Raw genomic sequence first — 19,141 nt, forward strand, 5'->3', positions numbered from 1 at the left:
GTCACCCCCGTCCCGTGATCGCGGCCACCGCGTCGCCGGTGAGGGACGAGACGACGGACGGCAGGGCCATGAAGAGCGCGCCGGCGAAGACGACGGTCAGCCCGATCTTGATCGGGAAGCCCATCTGGAAGGCGTTGAGCGCCGGGGCGACGCGCGTGAGCAGGCCCAGGCCGACGTCGGCGAGGAAGAGCACCACCACGAGGGGCCCGGCGATCTGCAGCGACGAGAGGAACATCTGCGTGAGCGCGGTGACGAGCACGGACGCCAGGCCGCCGAGGTCGAACGTGCCGGTCAGCGGCACCGCGTCGAAGGAGCGCACGAGGCCGGCGACGATGAGCTGGTACCCGCCCGAGGCGAACAGCAGCGCGAGCGCCGCCATCTGGAACAGCCGCGTGAACTGGGCGCCGTTCACCTGCGACTGCGGGTCGAAGGCCTGCGCCAGCGTGAACCCGCCGAACAGGTCGATGAGCGCACCGGCCGACTGCACGGCGGCGAACACGAGGAACACGAGGAACCCGAGGGCGAGCCCGACGAGGAGCTGCGTCAGGAGCGCGAGCAGGAACGGTCCGGTGTCGAGCGACTCGTACCCGACCGCGACGCGCGGGGCGACGCCGATCGCCAGCCCGATGCCGAGGATCACCTTCACCGTCGCGGGGAAGGCGCGGTACGAGAACGGCGGCGCGATGACGAAGAACGCGACGAGGCGGACGCCGGCGAGCATCGTCGCCTCGAGGCGGTCGCCGTCGATCGACAGCTCCATCAGGCCGTTCCCAAGAGCTTCGGGATCATGTCGAACGCGACGTGCGTGAACCCGACCATCTCCGAGATCATCCAGTTGCCGCAGACGACCAGGGCGATCGCGACGGCGACGGCCTTCGGCACGAAGGAGAGCGTGACCTCCTGGATCTGCGTGACCGACTGGAACAGCGAGATCGCGAAGCCCACGACGAGCGACGTCACGAGCACGGGCGCGGCGAGCTTCGCCGACACCAGGAGCGCCTGGAGCGTGAGGTCGATGACGGCCTGCTGGTTCATCAGTGCACCACCTGGTAGCTCTCGATGAGGGACTTGATGATGAGCCCCCACCCGTCGACGAGGACGAACAGCAGGATCTTGAACGGGAGCGAGATCATGACCGGCGGGAGCATCATCATGCCCATCGACATGAGCGCCGCGGAGACGACGAGGTCGATGACCAGGAACGGGATGAAGATGACGAACCCGATGATGAAGGCGCTGCGGAGCTCGGAGATCACGAACGCGGGGATCACCGTCGTCATCGGCACGTCGGCCATCGACTTCGGGTTGTCCTGATCGGCGGCACGGGTGATGAGCGCCACGTCCTCCTCACGCGTCTGGTGCAGCATGAAGGTCCGCAGCGGCTTCGTCCCGATCTCGACCGCCTGGGTGAAGTCGAGGTGGCCGGCGAGGTACGGCTGCAGGGCGTCGTCGTTGATGTGCCCGAGGACCGGGGCCATCACGAAGAGCGACAGGAACAGCGCGAGGCCGGCCAGCACCTGGTTCGGCGGGATGGACTGCAGCGCGAGGGCGTTCCGCGTCATCGCGAGCACCACGAAGATCTTCGTGAACGACGTCATCATCAGCATGAGGGCCGGTGCGACGCTGAGCAGGGTGATCCCGATCAGGGTGACCACGGCGGACGACGGGGTGCCGTCCGGGCCGTTCACGCTGACGCTGAAGTCACCGGTCGACGGCGGCGTGGGCGTGGCGGGAGCGGTCGGCTGCACGACACCGGCCGCGTGGGCGCCGGTCGCCGTGAGCATGAGGAAGCCGGCGACGATCGTCACCCCCAGCAGGAGGAGGGCGATCAGGCGTCCGGTGCGTGCCGCGGTCACCCGGCCCGCCGGTTCCGGAGCGCCGAAGCGGCCTGCCGCCAGGTGTCGGCGGACAGGATCGACCCCTGCAGCTGCTGCGCCGTGGGCAGCGTGGTGCGCTGCGAGCGGCGGTTGCGGGGACGCATGGGCAGCGGCTGCGCCGCGTCGGACGGGAGGCTCGGCTCGGCTGCCGTCTGCTGCTCCAGTTCCTGACGGAAGCGGTCGGCCGACGGGGTCGGACGCACCGGCAGCGTCACCGGCCCGGTCACGATCGTGAGTTCCGGCGACGGCGCCTGCCCGCTGGTGAGCAGGGCGACACCGTGCTCGGAGACACCGAGCACGAGGCGCTCGCCCTCGACGTCGACGACGACGACGCTCGCCTTGCCGCCGATGCCCTGGCGGCCGACGACCTCGACCGACGCCGAGCGGCGGCCCTTGGCCTTGCCCGCACCCAGGCCGCTCTTCGCGACGCGACGGTGGAGCACCCACATCAGGGCGAGCACGACGCCGAGCGAGAGCGCGACGCGGAGGACGATGACGGCGGTGTCCACGTCGGGGCTCAGACGCTCTCGGCGACGTCGAGGATCTTCGTGATCCGGACCGCGTAGTCCTGGTCGACGACGACGACCTCGCCGTGCGCGATGAGCCGGCCGTTGAGCAGGACGTCGGCCGGGGCTCCGGCGCTGCGGTCGAGTTCGACGACCGCCCCGGGCTCCATGCCGAGCACGTCGCGCACGGACATCCGGGTGCGGCCGATCTCGACCGTCAGGGTCATCTCGACGTTGTTGATCCGGCCGAGGTTCCCCGCGGGCAGGCTCGTCGTCGGTGCCGCGGCGGTAGGTGCGGACACGGTGCCGTTCTCGCGGACGCGCAGGGCGAACCAGCCGCCGGGGACGCCACCGGCGGTCAGCTCGAACACGACCGTGTCCGGGTCGGCCAGGAGCGCCGAGGCCGACTCGCGCCGAGCGTCGCCGAGGACGCCGACGCCGAGGACAGCGGCGGCGGCCTCGAGGGACGGACGGAGCACGTCGGTCACGTCGACGATCCCGTGGTCGGTGCCGCCCGCGGCGACGACGGCCTCGAGGTCGGTGAGCACGAGGACGAGGTCGGCCGACAGGCCGCCGACGAAGGACGCGACCACCGCGTCACCGGCCGCCTCGAGGGCGACGGGGGTCGCGCCTCCCGGGACCGCCACCGCTGCCAGCGGAGCGGCCGTCGGGAGCTGCGCGGCGAGTGCCTCGGCCGCCTGCGTGTGGAGGGTGGTCGTGACGGTCATGCGGGCTGCTCCGATGTGGTGGTGACGACGATGCCGGCGAGGCGCGAGCCGTTCGCGCCGACGGCGGCGGTGCCGACGGGCTCGCCGTCGACCGCGATGGTGAGGGGGCGGTGCTGCGGGTGCGGCAGCGGCAGCACGTCGCCGACGGCGAGGCGCAGGACCTGCGACGGCAGCACCGTCGCCGGGGCGAACCGCAGGCTGACGCCGACCGGGACGCCGGCGAGCTGCGCGTCGACCAGGGCGCGGGCGTCGGCGGGGGTGACGTGGGCGGCGGCCTCGCCGAGCTGCGGCAGGACGGCGTCGGCCGGCAGCGCGAGCGTGCCGGGGGCGACGCGCTCCCCCACGCGGATCGTGAACGAGGCGACGATCATGAGGTCGCCCTTCTGGGCGGCCTGGGCGAACTGCGAGTTGAACTGGAAGCCGCCGGCGGTGACGTCGTGCGCGAGCAGGCCGCCGAACGAGTAGCGGAGGTCGTCGAGGGCGTCCTCGACGATCTTGCGGACGAGCGCCTGCTCGATCGGGGTGAACGTCCGGTCCGGCGTCGGGAGCGGCTTCGAGGCGCCGAGCGCGTGCGAGACCCAGGTGAGCGCGGCGTCGAGCGGGACCTGCAGCACGCCCTTCGGGACGACGTCCGCGATCGGGAGCAGGACCATGCCGGTGAGCGCGGGCAGCGAGGCGGCGTACTCGTCGTACGTCGTCATCTGGACCTGCTCGCACGTGACCTGGCTCACCGCGCGGACCTTCGCCGTCAGCTGGGTGCCCCACTGGCGCGCGAAGGTCTCGAAGGCGAGCTCGAGGACCCGGGCGTGCTCGCGGGCGAGCGTCGACGGGCGCGCGAAGTCGTACACCTCGGGCGCTGGCAGGGTCTCGGTCACGGGTGCGTCTATCGGTCCGCTGTGGAAGACCCGTCAGTGCTGTGCCCCGGCTGTGCCTCCTTCTGGGGGCGGGCGGTGGTGCGCTCAGCCGGCTCGTGCTCCGTCCTGCGCCTTCGCCAGGGCCGGCATCAGCGCGCTGACGTCCTGGTCCTGGTTCGACAGCACCACGATGTCGACCCGCCGGTTCAGCGTGAGGTCGGCGTCCGTCCCGCCCTTCGCCAGCGGGCGGCTCGACCCGAACCCGACGCTCTGGATGTGCTGGGCCGGCATCCCGCCGCGTTCCACGAGGTCGCGGAGCACCCCGGTCGCGCGGGCGGCGCTCAGCTCCCAGTTCGTCGCGTACGGCGCGGTGGAGTTCCGCTGGTCGGCGTGGCCCTCGACACTGACGTCGTGGCCGCTGGTCTTCAGGACCGGGGCGATGGCGTCCATGATCCGCTTCGCCTGGTCGGACAGGTCGGCGCTGTTCGTGGTGAAGTACGTCTCGCTGCCGACGAGCCGGACCGTGAGCCCGCGGGCGTCGACCGTGAACTGCACGTTCGACGTCTGCCCGGCCTTCGCGAGGTTCGCCTTGATCGCCTGCTCGATGGCCTGCAGGTCGTCGAGCTCCTTCTTGGCCGCGGCGACGTCGGCCTTCGTCGCGGTCGTCGGCACCACGGTGGAGGCCGGGTCGACGTTGGTGTCCTTCGTGCCGGACGACGCGGTCGAGTGGTCCGCCTGGGACTTGTCGACGGAGTACCCGGAGCCGTCCTTGACCTCATCCTTCGTCACGACCGTGCCCGACGCCGTGTCGACCTTCTGCGACTTCACCTCACCGAAGCCCGTGGCGAGCGAGTTCTTCAGCTGGATGTACTTCTGCTGGTCGACCGTGGACATCGCGAAGAGCACGAGGAACATGCACATCAGCACGGTGATCATGTCCATGTACGAGGCCATCCAGCGCTCGTCGGGGTGCTCGGCCTCGTCGTGCGACTTCTTCGACCGTCCACGACCGCGCCCGCGGGGGTTGGCGCTCATCGTCAGGCCGCCAGCTGCTGGTCGTCGGCGTCTGCGTCGCTGCCCTTGCCGGCCTTCGCCTTGCCGCCCTTGGCGTCCCCACCGCGCGCCGCGGGCGGGACCATGGCGGTCAGCCGCTCGCCGAGCAGGCGCGGCTGGCTGCCGGCCTGCACCGCGAGGAGCCCCTCCATGAGCAGCGTCTGGCGGTCGGCCTCGAGCTGCGCGAGCTTGCGGAGCTTCCCGCCGATCGGCAGCCACAGGAAGTTGGCGGTGAGCAGGCCCCAGAGCGTCGCGACGAACGCGCTCGCGATGAGCGGACCGAGCTCGTCGGGCTTGCCGAGGTTCGCGAGGACGTGGGTCAGCGACACCACGGTGCCGATGATGCCGACGGTGGGGGCGAAGCCGCCGAGGCCCATGAAGAACGAGCTGGCCGACCGGACCGGTGCGGCGTTCGACTCGATCTCGTCCTCGAGCAGGATCCGCAGCTCGTCGCCGTCCGTGCCGTCCGCGATGTTCTGCAGCGCCTTCTTCATGAACGGGTCGTCGTGCTTGTCGGCCTCCTGCTCGAGCGCGAGCAGACCGTTCGCACGGGCCGTCTCGGCGAGCCCGACCACGTCGTCGATGACCGACTGCGGCGGGGTGACCTTGCCGGTGAACGCCTTCGGCACGGCCTTGAAGCTGGCGATGGCGTCCTTGAGGGTCGTGCTCGCGATGCCGCAGCCGATCGTGGCGCCGAACACGAGCAGCATCGGTGCCGGCAGGAACAGCCCGGCCAGCTCGACGTGCTCCATCTCGACCATGCCGAACAGGGCGCCGAAGGCGAGCAGGATCCCGATGATCGTCGCGATGTCCACGTCAGCGACCCCCGTCCTGCGTGCGGGGTGCCCGGTCGGTGGACACGGCGTGGATCGGGGCGACCGGTGCCAGCGTCGGCTGCGGGCCGGTGGCGTTCCGCGCGGCGGTGTCCGTGCCGTAGGCCATGCCGACGATGCGTGCGCGGTACGCGGCGATCAGGTCGATGACGTCGGCCAGGGACTCGCGGACGATGTACTTGGCGCCGTCGACCATGATGAGCGTCGTGTCCGGCGTCTCCTGGATGCGCTCCACGAGATCGGGGTTGACAGCGAATCCGCTGCCGTTGAGTCGTGTGACGACGATCATGGCCCGTCCTGGTTCTCGATCGTCCCGCCGCCGTCCGTGGGGCGGGATGCTGCCCGTCCGTGGGCTGCACCGAGGACTATCGGCGGGCCGGGGCCGGTCGTTAGGCGTGACCGGCACGGTCGGATTCCGGATCGGGTGCATCCGATCGGCCCCGTCCGCCGGTAGTGCCGGTGTGACGTCGACGACGACGTCGTCCGTACCGGCCCGAAGGGGCCAGAAGGAGACCCGACATGCGCAAGACACTCGCCACCGGCCTCGCCGCCGGTGTGCTGCTCGCCGCCGCTGCGGCCGCGGTCCCGGCGGCCACCGCCTCCGCCGCCACCGGGGACGCGACGCTCTCCGTCCTGCACGCCGTCCCGGACGTCACGGTCGACGTCTACCTGGACGGGAAGCGCGCCCTCGACGACTTCACGCCGGGGACCCTCGCCGGCCCGATGATGGTCCCGGCGGGCGCCCACCAGCTCGCGATCACCGCCTCGGACGCAGCCGATGCGTCGGAGCCGGTCATCGGCCCCGTGGACGTCACGCTCGACGCCGGCGGGAACTACACCGCCGTCGCGCACGACGACACCAGTGGGAAGCCCACCGCCACGCTCTTCACGAACGACGTCTCGGCGACCCCGGCCGGACAGGGCCGTCTGATCGTCCGGCACGTCGCGGCCGCACCGGCGGTGGACGTCCTCGCCGGTGGCGAGGCCGTCGTCAGCAACCTGTCGAACCCGGACGAGCAGGCACTCGAGCTCCCCGCCGGAACCGTCTCGGCATCCGTCGCCGCCACCGGCACGACCGACCCGGTGATCGGTCCGGCCGACGTCCCGGTCACCGCCGGAGCCGACACGATCGTGTACGCCTGGGGCAGCCTCGACGACGGCAACCTCGCCCTCGCCACCCAGACGATCTCGGACCTCGGCGGTACGCCGAACGGCGTCCCGGCTGGCAACGCCGGACTCGTCGCGACGAACCGGACCGACACCGCCGGGATCGTCGGCGGGACGGCAGCAGCCCTCGCGGCTGCGGTCGCGATCGGCGCGGTGGTGCTCCGGCGCCGCCGCACCGTGACCGGGGACCAGCGGCAGGACTCGGGTCACTGACCGTGCCGTCCCCGGTCCGGACCACCGCGGCGGCGCTCGTCGTCGCCGCGGTGGCCGCGACCATCCTGACCGGGTGCTCGTCGGGCGGCTCCCCCACCCCCGACGGGCACCCCTCGACCGCGATCGTCACCGGTCCGTCGTCGACGCCGACCCCGGTGCCGTCGGCGTTCTCGACCGCGGTGCCGCAGGTCCGCGCCACGGTCCCGCCGGCCGTCCGGGTCGCCGCTCCGTCCCGGATCGCCGTCGACTGGGCCGGGGTGCGGGCCGAGGTCCGTCCCGAGGGCGTCGACGACCGGGGCGGGATGTCCCTGCCGCCCGATCCGGCCGTCGCCGGCTGGTACCGGTACGGCGCTGCACCGGCGTCGACCACGGGGACCGTCGTGATCGCCGCCCACGTCGACGCCGTCGGCTACGGCGTCGGACCGTTCGCCCACCTCCGGGACGTCCCCGCCGGCACGACCGTCACCCTGACCGACACGGCCGGTGACCGGACCCGGTGGCGGATCGACTCGGTCGCCCTCGTCGCCAAACGCGGCCTCCCGTGGGCCTCGGTCTTCCGGACCGACGGACCGCGACGGCTCGTCCTGGTCTCATGCGGCGGCGTGTTCGACGAGGCCACCCACCACTACGAGAGCAACCTCATCATCAGCGCCACGCCCGCCTGACCGGACCGAGCACGTCCGCCGTACGATCGGGTCACGGTCGACGACGACCACGCCAGCGACAGGATCCAGTGACGACCACCCTCCCGGACGACAGCGAGCTCTCCGACGCGTTCAGCGCCGGGAGCGAGGACGCCCTGCGCGCCGTCTACGACCGGTGGTCCCCGCTCGTCTACTCGTTGGCGCTCCGCGCGCTGGGCGACCAGTCGGCGGCCGAGGACGTGACGCAACAGGTCTTCGTGAAGGCCTGGCGCCGGAGTGCCAGCTACGACCCGGGGCGGGCCCCGCTCGGCGCCTGGCTCGTCGGGATCACCCGGAACTGCATCGCGGACGCCTTCGCGGAACGGACACGGCACGCCAGGACCACCGACCCGACCGTCGTCGAGGAGACCGCGGCGGCACCGGAGTCCGAGTTCGACCTGGCCGAACGCGCACTGGTCGCGGGCGAGCTCGACCGCTTGGACGACGTGCCACGCCGGGTCATGCGCTTGGCGTTCTACGACGAGCTGAGCCATCGTGAGATCGCCGAACGGCTCGGACTCCCCCTCGGGACCGTCAAGAGTCACATCCACCGAAGTCTGGCTCGGCTCCGAACACGTCTCGAGGTGATCGAATGAAGCACGTCGACGACGAGACGCTCGCCATGCTCGCGGTCTCCGGTGTCGTGGCCGACGACGCCGTGACGGAGCACCTCGCGGCCTGCGCCCGGTGCCGCGACGAGGTCGCGGACCTGCAGCGCGTCGCCGCCGTGACGCGGTCGTCCTCCCACGTCCGGCTCGACGCGCCCCCGGAGGCGGTCTGGGACCGCATCGCCGCCGAGGTCCGGGACGGTCCGCCGCGCGACCTCCCGGCGGAGTCACCCGCACCGGTCGCGGTCTCCGGAGCGGGCCGCCCAGGAGGAACGACCCGCCCCCGCGGACGGGTCACCCCCGGTGGGCCCCGCGTCCACCGCCGTCGGCGCGTCCTCCTGACCGTCGCGGCCGTCGTCGGGGCGTTCGCGATCGTGCTCGGGATCGGCGTGGCGACGGGTGCCCTGCCCGGGCTCCCCGGCTCGGCGTCCGAGACCGTGCTCGCACGGGCGGAGCTCGACGCGCTGCCCGGATGGTCCGGGGCCGGTGGCACCGCCGAGCTGGAACGGGACCGCGACGGGCGGCTCTCGCTCGTGGTCGACCTGCGCGGCGGGACCGGACGAACGGGTACCGGTGCCCTGCGCGAGGTGTGGATGATGCGCTCTGACCTCGACGGGCTCGTCAGCGTCGGGTTCCTCGACGGCGACCGCGGGCGGTTCACGGTCCCGTCGGGCATGGACACCGCACGCTTCCCGGTCGTCGACGTCTCGGCCGAGGCGGACGACGGCGACCCGGCGCACTCGGGCGACTCGATCGTGCGCGGCCGGCTCGCACGCCCCTGACCGAGGGCGTGCGCAGTAGCCTGACGCCGTGATCACCCCCGAGGACCTGCTCGTGGGCCCCCGAGGCCGACGCTTCTGCTTCGAGCTCCTCGGACACGCGGCCGACGAGTCGTCCGCGGTCGCCCACGCACTCGAGGTGGTCATCGACACGGTCGACCCGCGGTCGATCGACACCACGCAGGTCCTCCGCGCGCTCGCGGACACGGCCGACACCGCGATGTCCTGGCAGGAGCCGGACGCGACCGACGTCCTGCTCGCCCGGTCCGACTTCGCCCCGGCGCTCGCCCGGCTCGCGAGCACCTGGGCGTCCCTCCCCGCGGTGACCGCCGTCGTCGAACCGCCCGGAGCGGTGACGCAGTGGAGCACGGTCTTCGACGGCGAGCACGGGCGGCACCCCGACCGCGGCACCGGTCCGGGAGCAGCAGCCCGGAGCCTCACTGCGTGGCACCGCGCACTGACGACCGAGGTGGCCGCCGTGCGGCCCCGCGATCGTCGTCGCCCGGCCGCGGCGAACGTGAGCGGCTCCTGGTGGTCGACACCACCGTCCGAGCTCGTCACCACCACCGCCGCCGTCGGGACCCTCGGCCCGATCGGGCTCTGGGCGGTGGAGGACGGGCTCGGCTGGGAGCGTGCCACCGTCGCGCCGATCCACCCGACACCGGACGTCCGCGTCCTGGTGGTCGACTCCGCGGAGGACTGGGGTGCGCTCTGCCGCCGGTGGTCCGTCGACGTGAGCGACACGACGCGCCGGCACGACTGGTACCGCACCACCGGCCGCGACGGACGGTGGCTGACACCGGACTGGTCCGCGCTCGCCGAGACCCACGACGCCGTCCACGTGACCGTCCGCGCGTGGCTCCGCGCAGCCGGCACCGCGATCCCGGTCGACCCCGACACCGCGAGCGTCATCGCCGGGTGGACGCCGGACACCACCGTGTGGCTGCGCGACCCGCAACCGGTGGTCGACGACGACGCCGCGACCGTCTGGACGTTCGACGGCGACGGGCTCCGCTGGACGACAGGTGACGACGAAGTTCTCACAGACGGTGTATTCCCGACCCGATCCTGAGAAGCCTGGGCGTTGTCCCCCGCGATTTATCTCATGAGCGTGTTAGCGTGCCCCTCATGACCGACACCACCATCGTCGCTCCCCCGACCACCCCGGCCCCGCTCCGCGAGGTCGGCGCCCTCATCCGGGGCGCCCGCAAGGGTCGCAGCATGACCCAGGCCCAGCTCGCCGAACGCGTCGGCACGAGCCAGAGTGCCATCAACCGCATCGAGCAGGGCGGGCAGAACCTGTCCCTCGAGATGCTCACCCGCATCAGCGACGCCCTCGACCAGCAGATCGTCTCGATCGGCGGCGCCCCGCAGCGTGCCCACCTCCGCGTGCAGGGCGGCCGCAAGCTCAGCGGCTCGATCGCGGTGAACTCGAGCAAGAACGCCGCCGTGGCGCTCCTGTGCGCCTCGCTGCTGAACCGTGGCGTGACCCGACTGCACAAGGTCGCGCGCATCGTCGAGGTCGACCGCATCATCGACGTGCTCCGCAGCCTCGGTGCGACGGTCACCTGGTCCGAGGACGGCGAGACCCTCGAGATCGTCGCCCCGTCCGACCTCCGTCTCGACGCGATCGACGCCGATGCCGCCCGCCGGACCCGCAGCGTCCTCATGTTCCTCGGTCCGCTCAGCGGCCGGTACGAGTCCTTCCGTCTGCCGTACGCCGGCGGCTGCGACCTCGGCACCCGCACGGTCGAGCCGCACCTCATCGCCCTGCGCCCGTTCGGCGTCGACGTCGAGGCGACGTCGGGCTGGTACGAGGTCGACGTGGCGAACACCGAGGTCCCGACGAAGTCGGTCGTCCTCACCGAGCGCGGCGACACCGTCACCGAGAACGCGATCCTGGCCGCGGCCGCCCGCGACGGCGAGACCGTCATCCGCAACGCCAGCCCGAACTACATGGTGCAGGACCTCTGCTTCTTCCTCGAGCTCCTCGGGGTGGAGATCGAGGGCATCGGCACCACCACGCTCCGGATCACCGGCAAGAGCCGCATCGACGAGGTCGTGGACTACTGGCCGAGCGAGGACCCGGTCGAGGCGATGAGCCTGCTGACCGCCGGCATCGTCACCGACTCCACGCTCACCGTCACGCGCGCACCGATCGAGTTCCTCGAGATCGAACTCGCGACCCTGGCCGAGATGGGCCTGCGCTTCGACGTCACCGACGAGTACCCCGCCGCGAACGGCCGCACCCGCCTGGTCGACATCACGGTGCACCCGTCCGAGCTGCACGCGCCGATCGACAAGATCCACGCGATGCCGTTCCCCGGCCTGAACATCGACAACCTGCCGTTCTTCGTGGTCATCGCCGCGATGGCGGAGGGCACCACGCTCGTGCACGACTGGGTCTACGAGGGCCGCGCGATCCACCTGCTCGACCTCACCCGCCTGGGCGCGAGCGTGACCCTGCGCGACCCGCACCGGCTCGACGTGACCGGCCCGACGCACTTCTCGGGTGCCGAGGTCAGCTGCCCGCCGGCCCTCCGCCCCGCCGTGGTCATCCTGCTGGCGATGCTCGCGGCCAAGGGCGAGAGCGTCCTGCGCAACGTCGGCATCATCGCCCGCGGCTACGAGCAGCTGCAGGAACGGCTCAACTCGCTCGGCGCGTCCATCGAGACGTTCCACGACTGACGCACCGGAGGCCGCACCCGGCCGCCTGCCGACGTGACCCGACGGCCCGTCCCCGCAAGTGGGGACGGGCCGTCACCCGTCCCGGGTGAACCGAGCCGTTCCTCCAGGCCGATGCCCAGGAGCGCTCCACTGCCCACCCAGGCCGACGGTGCTGGATGGGCTGATGGCCACGAGATCGCTCCTGACCGTCCCCCTGCTCACCACCGTCGCAGCCGCCGCCCTGGCGTGGTTCGTGCTCGGTCCGGCCGCCGCGCTCGCGTTCGTCGCGCTCGCACTGCTCGAGATCGCGATGGCGGCCGACTCGTCGGTCCCGATGGCCGGCATCGCGTCGCGCCTGCACTCCCCCGCACGGCGGCTGTTCCTGTCGCTCGGCATCGTCGCTGGTGTCCTCGCGATGCGGCTGCTGCTCCCACCGGCCGCGGTGGCGGTCGGCGACGCGACCGACCCGGCGAGCTCGGTGGGCGAGGCCGTGTTCGCACCGGGCTCGTTCTCGGCGCACCTCGCCGAGGTGCGGCCGGCCCTCGCCGCCTTCGGCGCCGCGTTCATCTGGCTCGTGTTCGCCGAGTACCTCTTCAACACGGACCGCGCGTCGCGTCGGTCCTGGCTGGGCCGACTGGAGGCGCGGCTCGCCCGGGTCGCCCGCCCTCGCGTCTGGTCGCTGGTCACCGCCGGCACCGGGGTGCTGCTGACCTCGGTGCTCGTGGGGGTCGACGCCGGGTGGTCCCCGCCGACGCTGCTGCCGGTGGTCCTCGGCGGGACGATCGGCATCGGCGCGTACCTCGGCTCGAAGCGGATCGCGGCGTGGGCGCTCCGGAGCACGGACGGGACCGACACGGCGTCGATCGGGACCGGGAGCGGCGCCTGGCGGATCCACGCCTACGCCTCGACGGTCGTCTTCGAACGCGGGCTCGTGGTGTTCATGCTGTTCGAGATCCTCGACGGGGTCTACAGCCTGTCCGGCTCCGGTGTGCTCGGCGGTGACGGGCTCGGGGCGCTCGAACAGGCGGCCGTGGCGATCGCCGCGATCGGGGTCGGGGCGGTGTTCCTCGCGCGCCTGACCTCGCGGCTCGACGAGGCGTCGGGGCTGAAGCGGCTCCGGTACCTCAAGGCGGGGGCGGCGTACGTGCTGGGCATCCTCGCGGTGCTGCTGTGGACGAGCCTGCTCGTGCCGATCCCCGGCGTCGTCGTCGGGTGGTTCGGCAGCGTCGTGATCGGCCTGGCGCTCGCGACCTCGCTGCCGTGGGGTGCGTGGTGGCGCCGGGCGCGGCGGTCGTTGCCCGGTGGGGCGCGCGCCGCGCGGGGCTGAACGGTCCGGTGTCAGCCGCGACCGACGAACGGCATGGCGGTCGGCATGACCGTCAGGTTCGGCACGTTGGTTCCGGCCGGCATCCCGGCCATGTAGGCCACCGCCCGGCCCGTCTCGGCGACGTCCATCGTCGGTTCGGGGCGGATCGAGCCGTCCGCCTGCATCGTCCCGTCCGCCGCGCCCGACCCCATCGTGGTGGCGGCGTTGCCGATGTCGAGCTGCCCGCAGGCGATGCCGAACGCCCGACCGTCGAGCTGGAGCTGCTTGGTCAGGCCGGCCACCGCGTGCTTGGCGACCGTGTAGGGCGCGGAGAGCGGACGCGGTGCGTGCGCGGAGATCGAGCCGTTGTTGATGATGCGGCCGCCCTGCGGTGTCTGGGTCCGCATGATCCGGAACGCCTCGCGGGCGCAGAGGAACGAACCCGTGAGGGTCACGGCCAACACCTCGTCCCAGGTGTCGAGCGTGATCTCGTCGAACTGCGTCGCCGGCGCCCCGGTGCCGGCGTTGTTGAACAGGAGGTCGAGTCGGCCGAACCGCGCGACGGTCTCGTCGAAGAGCCGTCGGACGTCCGCCTCGACCGAGACGTCGGCGACGACCGGCACGATGCGCTCCGAGACGGCCGCGACCTCGTCGAGCGGGCCACGCCGCCGTCCGGCGACCACGACCGTCCACCCGTCGCCCGCCAGCGCGAGTGCGGCGGAGCGGCCGATCCCGCTGCCGCCGCCGGTCACGACGGCGATGCGGGTGTCACGCGCGCGGGCGGGGATCGTGTCGTCGCTCATGGCGGCACGCTACCGCGGACGTCCGCGCCCGTGTGTCATGCGTCGACCGCCCCGTCGGGCACCGACGCGACCAGGCCCGCTCGCCGACGGAGGTCGAACGCGGCCGCGACCAGCTCCCGGGTGCGCGGGTGCCGTCCCGCGTCGAACAGCTGCTCGGCCGGACCGACGTCGACGATCCGCCCGGCGTCGAAGACCGCGATCCGGTCGGCGACGCGACGCACCACCGCGAGGTCGTGCGACACGAAGACGCACGTCGTCCCGGTGGTGCGCTGCAGGTCGAGGACGAGGTCGAGGATCCGCGCCTGCACGGACACGTCGAGCGCCGAGGTGGGCTCGTCGCACACGACCAGCGGGACGGGACCGGCGAAGGCCCGGGCGATGGCGACGCGCTGCTTCTGTCCGCCGGAGAGCTGCGCCGGCCGGCGGTCGAGGACCGCGGCGTCGAGCCCGACGCGGGCGGCGAGGTCTTCGGCGCTGCCCTCGCCACCGAGCAGTCGGATCGCCCGGCCGAGCACCTGCCGGACGGTCCGCCTCGGGTTGAGCGACGCGTCGGCGTTCTGGAACACGACCTGGACGGGCGGGGTCCGTCGCCCGGGGCCGTCGCCCGGGGCGGAGGCGGCCGTGGTCACCGTGCCGTCGTACCGGACGAGTCCGGCGAGGGCACGTCCGAACGTGGTCTTGCCGGAGCCGGACTCCCCGACGACGCCGAGGACCTCGCCCCGGTGCAGGTCGAGGTCGATGCCGTCGAGGGCGACCGCACCGTCGTACTCCTTGCGGAGGCCGCGGACCGACACGAGCACGTCGTCCTCCGTGGTGCCGCGTGCGGCCTTGCCCGCGGTGATGTCCGGCAGCGCCTCGACGAGCTGCACCGTGTACGGCTCGGACGGCGCACCGAGCACCGTTCGGGCGGACCCCTCCTCGACGAGCACGCCGTGCCGGAGGACACCGACCCGCTCGCAGTGCGCGGCGACCAGCGGCAGGTTGTGGCTGATGAGGAGCGTGGCGAAGCCGGTCTCCTCGCGCAGTTCGTCGATCAGCGCCATGATCCCCGCCTCGACGGTGCTGTCGAGGCCGGTCGTGGGCTCGTCGAGCACGAGCAGCCGCGGCCGGGAGACCAGGGCCATCGCGATCGCGACGCGCTGCTGTTGCCCGCCGGACAGCTCGTGCGGGTACCGGACGCCGATCGTGTCCGGGTCGGGCAGGCCGACGCGGGCGAACGCCTCGACCGTGCCGGACTCGGCCTCGGCCCGCCCGGACCCGGTGGCGCGGAGCACCTCGGCGACCTGACGGCCGACGGGCATCGTCGGGTTCAGCGCGAGGCCCGGCTCCTGGTGCACGACCGCGACCACGTCACGCCGGAAGCGCCGGAGCCGTTCGCGGCGGAGCGTGGGGACGTCCGAACCGTCGACGACGATCGCCGCCGCCGAGACGTCGGCATCCGGACCGAGCGAGGCGGTGAGGGTCCCCGCCACCGTGCTCTTGCCGGAGCCGGACTCGCCGACGAGGCCGTACGACCCGCCCGCCTCGATCGTGAACGACACCCCGTCGACGACCCTGACACCGCGGTACGCGACGGTGAGTCCCTCGACCCGGACCAGCGGTTCGCTCACTCGGTGACCTCCTTGAGGTTGTCCGCGATGAGGTTCGCGGCGACGACGATCGACGCCACGGCGACGCCCGGGAAGACGACCGTCCACCAGGCGGCCTGCAGGTAGGCGCGGTTCGCGTTGATGTCGAGGCCCCAGTCGGCGGCCGGAGGTTGCGACCCGAGGCCGAGGAAGGACAGCGACGCGGTGATGAAGATGGCGGCACCGAGGCTCAGGACGGCCTGCACGACGAACACCCCGACGACGTTCGGCAGGAGCTCGGTGAGCATCGCCCGGAGCGCGCTCTCGCCCTGGAGCCGGGCCGCCTGCACGTAGGACTTGCCCATCTCGACGAGCACCGCGGCGCGGACGATGCGCGCGATGCCCGGTGCGAACAGCACGCCGACGATGAGCACGAGCGCCGGCGTCGAGACGCCGAACGCCCCCACGAGCACCACCAGGAAGATGAGGCTCGGCAGCGCGAGGAGCACGTCGAAGAACCGCATCAGGGCGGTGTCGACCCAGCCGCGGTGGAAGCCCGCGACGAGCCCGAGCGTGCCCCCGAGGACGGTCGCGAGCGCGGCACCGAACGGGCCGATCACGAGCGCCGGGCGGGCTCCGGCCGCGACCCGGGCGAAGACGTCGCGCCCGAGCGAGTCGGTGCCGAACCAGTGCGCCGCACTCGGCGCCTGCAGGAGTTCGCCGGTCTTCGCGAACGGCTGCAACCCGAGCGCGTGCCACCCGACGGCGAGGACGACCCACCAGACGAGGACCGCGACCGAGACGAGGAAGGTCGGGCGACCCAGCAGCGCGCGCCAGCCACGGCGGGCACGGCGCGACCCGGCGGTCTGCTCCGGCCCGGTGGCGACCGGGGCGTCGGTGGCGAGGGCTCCGGGGACGACGGCGGTCATGCGGTGACCCGCCGTTCGAACCGGATCCGGGGGTCCACCACGACGAACAGGAGGTCGGTGAGCAGCAGCGCGCCGAGGGACAGCGCTCCGGCGAGCATCACGCCGCTCTCGAGCAGGAGCGCGTCCTTCCGCTCGGCGGCCGACACGAGCAGCGCGCCGAGCCCCGGGTACGAGAAGAGCGTCTCGACGATCACGCTCCCGCCGAGCAGGGTGCCGAGGTAGATCCCGAGCACCGAGAACGTCGGGATGAGCGCGTTGCGGACGACGTGCCGCCGGACGATCTGACCGGTCGTCAGCCCCTTCAGCACCGCGGTCCGGTGGAACTGCGACCGGATCGTCTCGATGACGCCGGCCCGCACCATCCGGGTCAGGACGGCGAGGTACGCCAGGGCCAGCACGACCGCCGGCAGGGTGAGCACCCGGAGCCGCTCGCCGAACCCCGCGTCGAGCGCCCCGGACGCCTGCACGGGCACGACGCGGAGCCAGACCGCGAAGACCAGCAGCAGGACGATCCCGACCACGAACTCCGGGATCGCGGAGACGGTCAGCAGGCCCACCGTCACGGCACGGTCCGACCTGCGCCCCTGTCGGTAGGCCTGCACGGCGCCGAGCACGAGGGCGACCGGCACCATGATCACGAAGGCGTACGCGCCCAGCAGGAGCGAGTTGCCGAGCCGTCCGAGCACCAGGTCCCGCACCGGCTCGGAGTACACGAAGCTCGTGCCCCAGTCGCCGGTCACGAACCCGCCGATCCAGTGCAGGTACCGGCTCACGAGGGAGCCGTCGAGTCCGTGGTCGACGTTCCAGGCCTGCACCTGCGCCGCCGTCGCGTACTGCCCGAGCGCGTTCCGACCGGGGTCCCCCGGGACGACCTGGACCAGCCAGAACGTGAGGATCGAGACCACGACCAGGACGAGCGGGATCTGGACGACCCGCTGGCCGACGAGGGACAGCAGACGACGACGGCGCGCGGTGCTCATGACGAGGTGACCCCGATCCCGCGGAAGTCGAACCCGCCCGGGAAGTCCTGCCCGGACCGGAAGGTCCCCGTCACGCGCTTCTGCAGCAGGATGCTGCTCGACGCGAACGCCGGCACGATCACCGGCAGATCCGTCCACTCGATCGTCGCGATCCGGTCGGCGAGGTCCTGCCGCTCGGACTCCGACGTGGTCGACTCGTACTGGTCGACGAGGGTCTCGAGCTCCGGGTTCGAGTACTTCGACGCGTTCCAGGCGGCGCCGGACCGGTAGATCAGGTCGACGTACTGGGCCGGCAGTCGCTGCGCCCAGTTCGTGATCGTCACCGGGGCGTTGAGCCACGGCGTGTCGGCCCCGTCGGCGTAGTACTGCGCGCTCGTGAGGACCTTGAGCGTGACGTCGAACCCGCCGACGGCCTCGAGCTGCTGCTGCACCACCTGGGCGAGCGCCTTCTCGGCGTCGAGCGTGGTGATCTCGAACGACACGGTCTTGCCGCCGAGGAGCTCCCGCACCTTCGCCGCGTCCTGCGACCGCTGCTCGAGGCCCTTCGGCTGGATCGCGGAACTCGGGAAGAACGTGGTGTCGTTGCCGACCTCGGCGTTCCCGCCGTAGACCGTCTTGACGATCTCCTTCCGGTCGAGCGCCAGGGCGAACGCCTCGCGGACGTCCGGGTCGTCGAACGGCGCCTTGGTCACGTCGAGGAAGATGCCGTCGAACTTGTTGTAGTACGGCTTGGTCTCGTTGTAGTCGGAGGCCTGCAGCGTCGAGGTCGCGGTGGGGCTCGACGCGATCTGGTCGATCTCGCCGCTCTGGAAGGCCAGCAGCTGTGCCTGGTCGTCGGCGTAGAACTTCACGTCGACCTTCTCGAGGTCGACGTCCTTCGCGTCCCAGTAGTCGGGGTTCTTCGTGAACGTCGCGCCCTGGCCGGCGGAGTACTTCGACAGCACGAACTGGCCGGCACCGACGGGCTGCTTCGCCCAGTTCGTCGACGCCGTGAAGCCGGCGGGCTGGATCGTCGTGTTCGAGCCGGTGAGCAGGTACGGGAAGTCGGCGTAGGGCTTGTCGAGCGTGAACTCCACGGCGGAGTCGCCGTCCGCGGCGACGGACCCGAGGATGCCCTCGAAGCTCGACTTGCCGGGCGACTGGCTGTCCGTGCCGATGATCGAGTCGAACGTCGCGACGACGTCCTTGCTCGTGAGGGCGGCGCCGTCCGAGAACTTCAGGCCGTCGCGCAGGGTGACGGTCCAGGTGCGGCCATCGGACGAGGCCTTCCAGGAGTCGGCGAGCCGGCCCTCGAGCTTGCCCTGCGCGTCCTGGCTGAGGAGTCCCTCGGATGCCAGCCCGACGATGAACATCGCGTTGTAGTCGGACGTGGTGAGGGGGTTGATGGTGCTGTCGGGCTCCTGGAGGCCGAGCGTGTAGGTGCCGGCGTCCGACGAGCCGGACGAGGCCTCGCCGCCGGACGAGCACGCGGCGAGGGTGAGGGCGAGGGCGGACGCGGTGGCCGCGAGGGCGAGGCGCTTGAGGCGACGCCGCCGCGACGTGAGGTCGACGGTCATGGTTGGCTCCTGGGTTCGGGGTGCAGGGGGT

At 72.3% G+C, this 19,141-nt stretch carries 21 protein-coding genes; 7 read left to right on the forward strand and 14 right to left on the reverse strand.

Annotation, left to right across the window (positions count from 1 at the left end):
• Window position 1: 1 nt before the first annotated feature.
• From BM028_RS14065 to BM028_RS14105, 9 genes are all read right to left on the reverse strand, one after another.
• Window positions 2-760: a flagellar biosynthetic protein FliR gene (locus BM028_RS14065; RefSeq protein ID WP_070418906.1), complete on the reverse strand. Its 759-nt coding sequence runs from the start codon at window positions 758-760 to the stop codon at window positions 2-4.
• Window positions 760-1,035, reverse strand: coding sequence for a flagellar biosynthesis protein FliQ (gene fliQ / locus BM028_RS14070; protein WP_070418905.1), 276 nt, complete (start codon window positions 1,033-1,035; stop codon window positions 760-762). The genes BM028_RS14065 and fliQ overlap by 1 nt, the downstream gene beginning before the upstream one ends.
• Window positions 1,035-1,856 (reverse strand): flagellar type III secretion system pore protein FliP, encoded by an 822-nt coding sequence (fliP, locus tag BM028_RS14075; RefSeq protein ID WP_092387224.1) that lies wholly within the window; start codon window positions 1,854-1,856, stop codon window positions 1,035-1,037. The genes fliQ and fliP overlap by 1 nt, the downstream gene beginning before the upstream one ends.
• Window positions 1,853-2,386: a FliO/MopB family protein gene (locus BM028_RS14080; RefSeq protein WP_092387226.1), complete on the reverse strand. Its 534-nt coding sequence runs from the start codon at window positions 2,384-2,386 to the stop codon at window positions 1,853-1,855. Before BM028_RS14080 ends, fliP begins: the two co-directional genes overlap by 4 nt.
• A gap of 8 nt (window positions 2,387-2,394) precedes the next feature.
• Window positions 2,395-3,111, reverse strand: coding sequence for a flagellar motor switch protein FliN (fliN, locus tag BM028_RS14085; protein WP_092387228.1), 717 nt, complete (start codon window positions 3,109-3,111; stop codon window positions 2,395-2,397).
• Window positions 3,108-3,986 (reverse strand): flagellar motor switch protein FliM, encoded by an 879-nt coding sequence (locus BM028_RS14090; RefSeq protein ID WP_083403170.1) that lies wholly within the window; start codon window positions 3,984-3,986, stop codon window positions 3,108-3,110. The genes fliN and BM028_RS14090 overlap by 4 nt, the downstream gene beginning before the upstream one ends.
• Window positions 3,987-4,070: 84 nt before the next feature.
• Window positions 4,071-5,000 (reverse strand): OmpA/MotB family protein, encoded by a 930-nt coding sequence (locus BM028_RS14095; protein WP_071294619.1) that lies wholly within the window; start codon window positions 4,998-5,000, stop codon window positions 4,071-4,073.
• 2 nt (window positions 5,001-5,002) lie between these two features.
• Window positions 5,003-5,833, reverse strand: coding sequence for a motility protein A (locus tag BM028_RS14100; RefSeq protein WP_071294618.1), 831 nt, complete (start codon window positions 5,831-5,833; stop codon window positions 5,003-5,005).
• A gap of 1 nt (window position 5,834) precedes the next feature.
• A complete protein-coding gene (locus BM028_RS14105) occupies window positions 5,835-6,140 on the reverse strand; it encodes a flagellar FlbD family protein (RefSeq protein WP_070418899.1) in 306 nt (101 codons plus the stop codon).
• 230 nt (window positions 6,141-6,370) lie between these two features.
• On the opposite strand from BM028_RS14105, the gene BM028_RS14110 reads away from it, so the two are divergent.
• The 7 genes from BM028_RS14110 (at window position 6,371) to BM028_RS14140 (ending at window position 13,295) form a co-directional block, all read left to right on the forward strand.
• Window positions 6,371-7,231, forward strand: a complete 861-nt coding sequence (locus BM028_RS14110; protein ID WP_092387230.1) for a DUF4397 domain-containing protein — start codon at window positions 6,371-6,373, stop codon at window positions 7,229-7,231.
• Window positions 7,232-7,233: 2 nt separating this feature from the next.
• Window positions 7,234-7,896 (forward strand): class F sortase, encoded by a 663-nt coding sequence (locus tag BM028_RS14115; protein ID WP_092387232.1) that lies wholly within the window; start codon window positions 7,234-7,236, stop codon window positions 7,894-7,896.
• A gap of 68 nt (window positions 7,897-7,964) precedes the next feature.
• Window positions 7,965-8,510 (forward strand): RNA polymerase sigma factor, encoded by a 546-nt coding sequence (locus BM028_RS14120; RefSeq protein WP_229086573.1) that lies wholly within the window; start codon window positions 7,965-7,967, stop codon window positions 8,508-8,510.
• Entirely contained in the window at window positions 8,507-9,304 is a 798-nt protein-coding gene (locus BM028_RS14125; protein ID WP_092387236.1) for an anti-sigma factor, read from the forward strand. The genes BM028_RS14120 and BM028_RS14125 overlap by 4 nt, the downstream gene beginning before the upstream one ends.
• Window positions 9,305-9,332: 28 nt before the next feature.
• Complete coding sequence (locus BM028_RS14130) at window positions 9,333-10,373, forward strand: hypothetical protein (RefSeq protein WP_092387238.1); 1,041 nt, start codon at window positions 9,333-9,335, stop codon at window positions 10,371-10,373.
• 56 nt (window positions 10,374-10,429) lie between these two features.
• On the forward strand, window positions 10,430-11,989 hold the full coding sequence (locus BM028_RS14135; RefSeq protein ID WP_070418895.1) for a helix-turn-helix domain-containing protein: 1,560 nt from the start codon (window positions 10,430-10,432) through the stop codon (window positions 11,987-11,989).
• A gap of 163 nt (window positions 11,990-12,152) precedes the next feature.
• The gene (locus BM028_RS14140; protein ID WP_070418894.1) at window positions 12,153-13,295 is read left to right on the forward strand and encodes a DUF475 domain-containing protein; all 1,143 of its coding nucleotides are present in this window, start codon (window positions 12,153-12,155) and stop codon (window positions 13,293-13,295) included.
• Between the two features lie 11 nt (window positions 13,296-13,306).
• Here BM028_RS14140 and BM028_RS14145 read toward each other — a convergent pair whose 3' ends face one another.
• The 5 genes from BM028_RS14145 to BM028_RS14165 are packed head-to-tail and all read right to left on the reverse strand — an operon-like array spanning window position 13,307 to window position 19,110.
• The gene (locus BM028_RS14145; RefSeq protein ID WP_092387240.1) at window positions 13,307-14,077 is read right to left on the reverse strand and encodes an SDR family oxidoreductase; all 771 of its coding nucleotides are present in this window, start codon (window positions 14,075-14,077) and stop codon (window positions 13,307-13,309) included.
• Between the two features lie 35 nt (window positions 14,078-14,112).
• Window positions 14,113-15,687, reverse strand: coding sequence for an ATP-binding cassette domain-containing protein (locus BM028_RS18580; protein WP_175496083.1), 1,575 nt, complete (start codon window positions 15,685-15,687; stop codon window positions 14,113-14,115).
• Window positions 15,684-16,574, reverse strand: coding sequence for an ABC transporter permease (locus tag BM028_RS14155; protein WP_092387242.1), 891 nt, complete (start codon window positions 16,572-16,574; stop codon window positions 15,684-15,686). The genes BM028_RS18580 and BM028_RS14155 overlap by 4 nt, the downstream gene beginning before the upstream one ends.
• Window positions 16,571-17,554, reverse strand: a complete 984-nt coding sequence (locus tag BM028_RS14160; RefSeq protein ID WP_070418892.1) for an ABC transporter permease — start codon at window positions 17,552-17,554, stop codon at window positions 16,571-16,573. The genes BM028_RS14155 and BM028_RS14160 overlap by 4 nt, the downstream gene beginning before the upstream one ends.
• A complete protein-coding gene (locus BM028_RS14165; protein ID WP_071294610.1) occupies window positions 17,551-19,110 on the reverse strand; it encodes an ABC transporter substrate-binding protein in 1,560 nt (519 codons plus the stop codon). The genes BM028_RS14160 and BM028_RS14165 overlap by 4 nt, the downstream gene beginning before the upstream one ends.
• Between the last annotated feature and the right edge of the window lie 31 nt (window positions 19,111-19,141).

Origin of the sequence: Curtobacterium sp. YR515, assembly GCF_900113095.1 — a bacterium.
GTDB lineage: Bacteria > Actinomycetota > Actinomycetes > Actinomycetales > Microbacteriaceae > Curtobacterium.

Bases quoted from the DNA above. Each gene is read 5' to 3' on its own strand.
- BM028_RS14145 (WP_092387240.1), bottom strand. From the start codon at position 14,077: ATGAGCGACGACACGATCCCCGCCCGCGCGCGTGACACCCGCATCGCC.
- BM028_RS14140 (WP_070418894.1), top strand. From the start codon at position 12,153: ATGGCCACGAGATCGCTCCTGACCGTCCCCCTGCTCACCACCGTCGCA.
- fliN (WP_092387228.1), bottom strand. From the start codon at position 3,111: ATGACCGTCACGACCACCCTCCACACGCAGGCGGCCGAGGCACTCGCC.
- BM028_RS14125 (WP_092387236.1), top strand. From the start codon at position 8,507: ATGAAGCACGTCGACGACGAGACGCTCGCCATGCTCGCGGTCTCCGGT.
- BM028_RS14160 (WP_070418892.1), bottom strand. From the start codon at position 17,554: ATGAGCACCGCGCGCCGTCGTCGTCTGCTGTCCCTCGTCGGCCAGCGG.
- BM028_RS14155 (WP_092387242.1), bottom strand. From the start codon at position 16,574: ATGACCGCCGTCGTCCCCGGAGCCCTCGCCACCGACGCCCCGGTCGCC.
- fliQ (WP_070418905.1), bottom strand. From the start codon at position 1,035: ATGAACCAGCAGGCCGTCATCGACCTCACGCTCCAGGCGCTCCTGGTG.
- BM028_RS14135 (WP_070418895.1), top strand. From the start codon at position 10,430: ATGACCGACACCACCATCGTCGCTCCCCCGACCACCCCGGCCCCGCTC.
- BM028_RS14165 (WP_071294610.1), bottom strand. From the start codon at position 19,110: ATGACCGTCGACCTCACGTCGCGGCGGCGTCGCCTCAAGCGCCTCGCC.
- BM028_RS14110 (WP_092387230.1), top strand. From the start codon at position 6,371: ATGCGCAAGACACTCGCCACCGGCCTCGCCGCCGGTGTGCTGCTCGCC.
- BM028_RS14095 (WP_071294619.1), bottom strand. From the start codon at position 5,000: ATGAGCGCCAACCCCCGCGGGCGCGGTCGTGGACGGTCGAAGAAGTCG.
- BM028_RS14065 (WP_070418906.1), bottom strand. From the start codon at position 760: ATGGAGCTGTCGATCGACGGCGACCGCCTCGAGGCGACGATGCTCGCC.
- BM028_RS14105 (WP_070418899.1), bottom strand. From the start codon at position 6,140: ATGATCGTCGTCACACGACTCAACGGCAGCGGATTCGCTGTCAACCCC.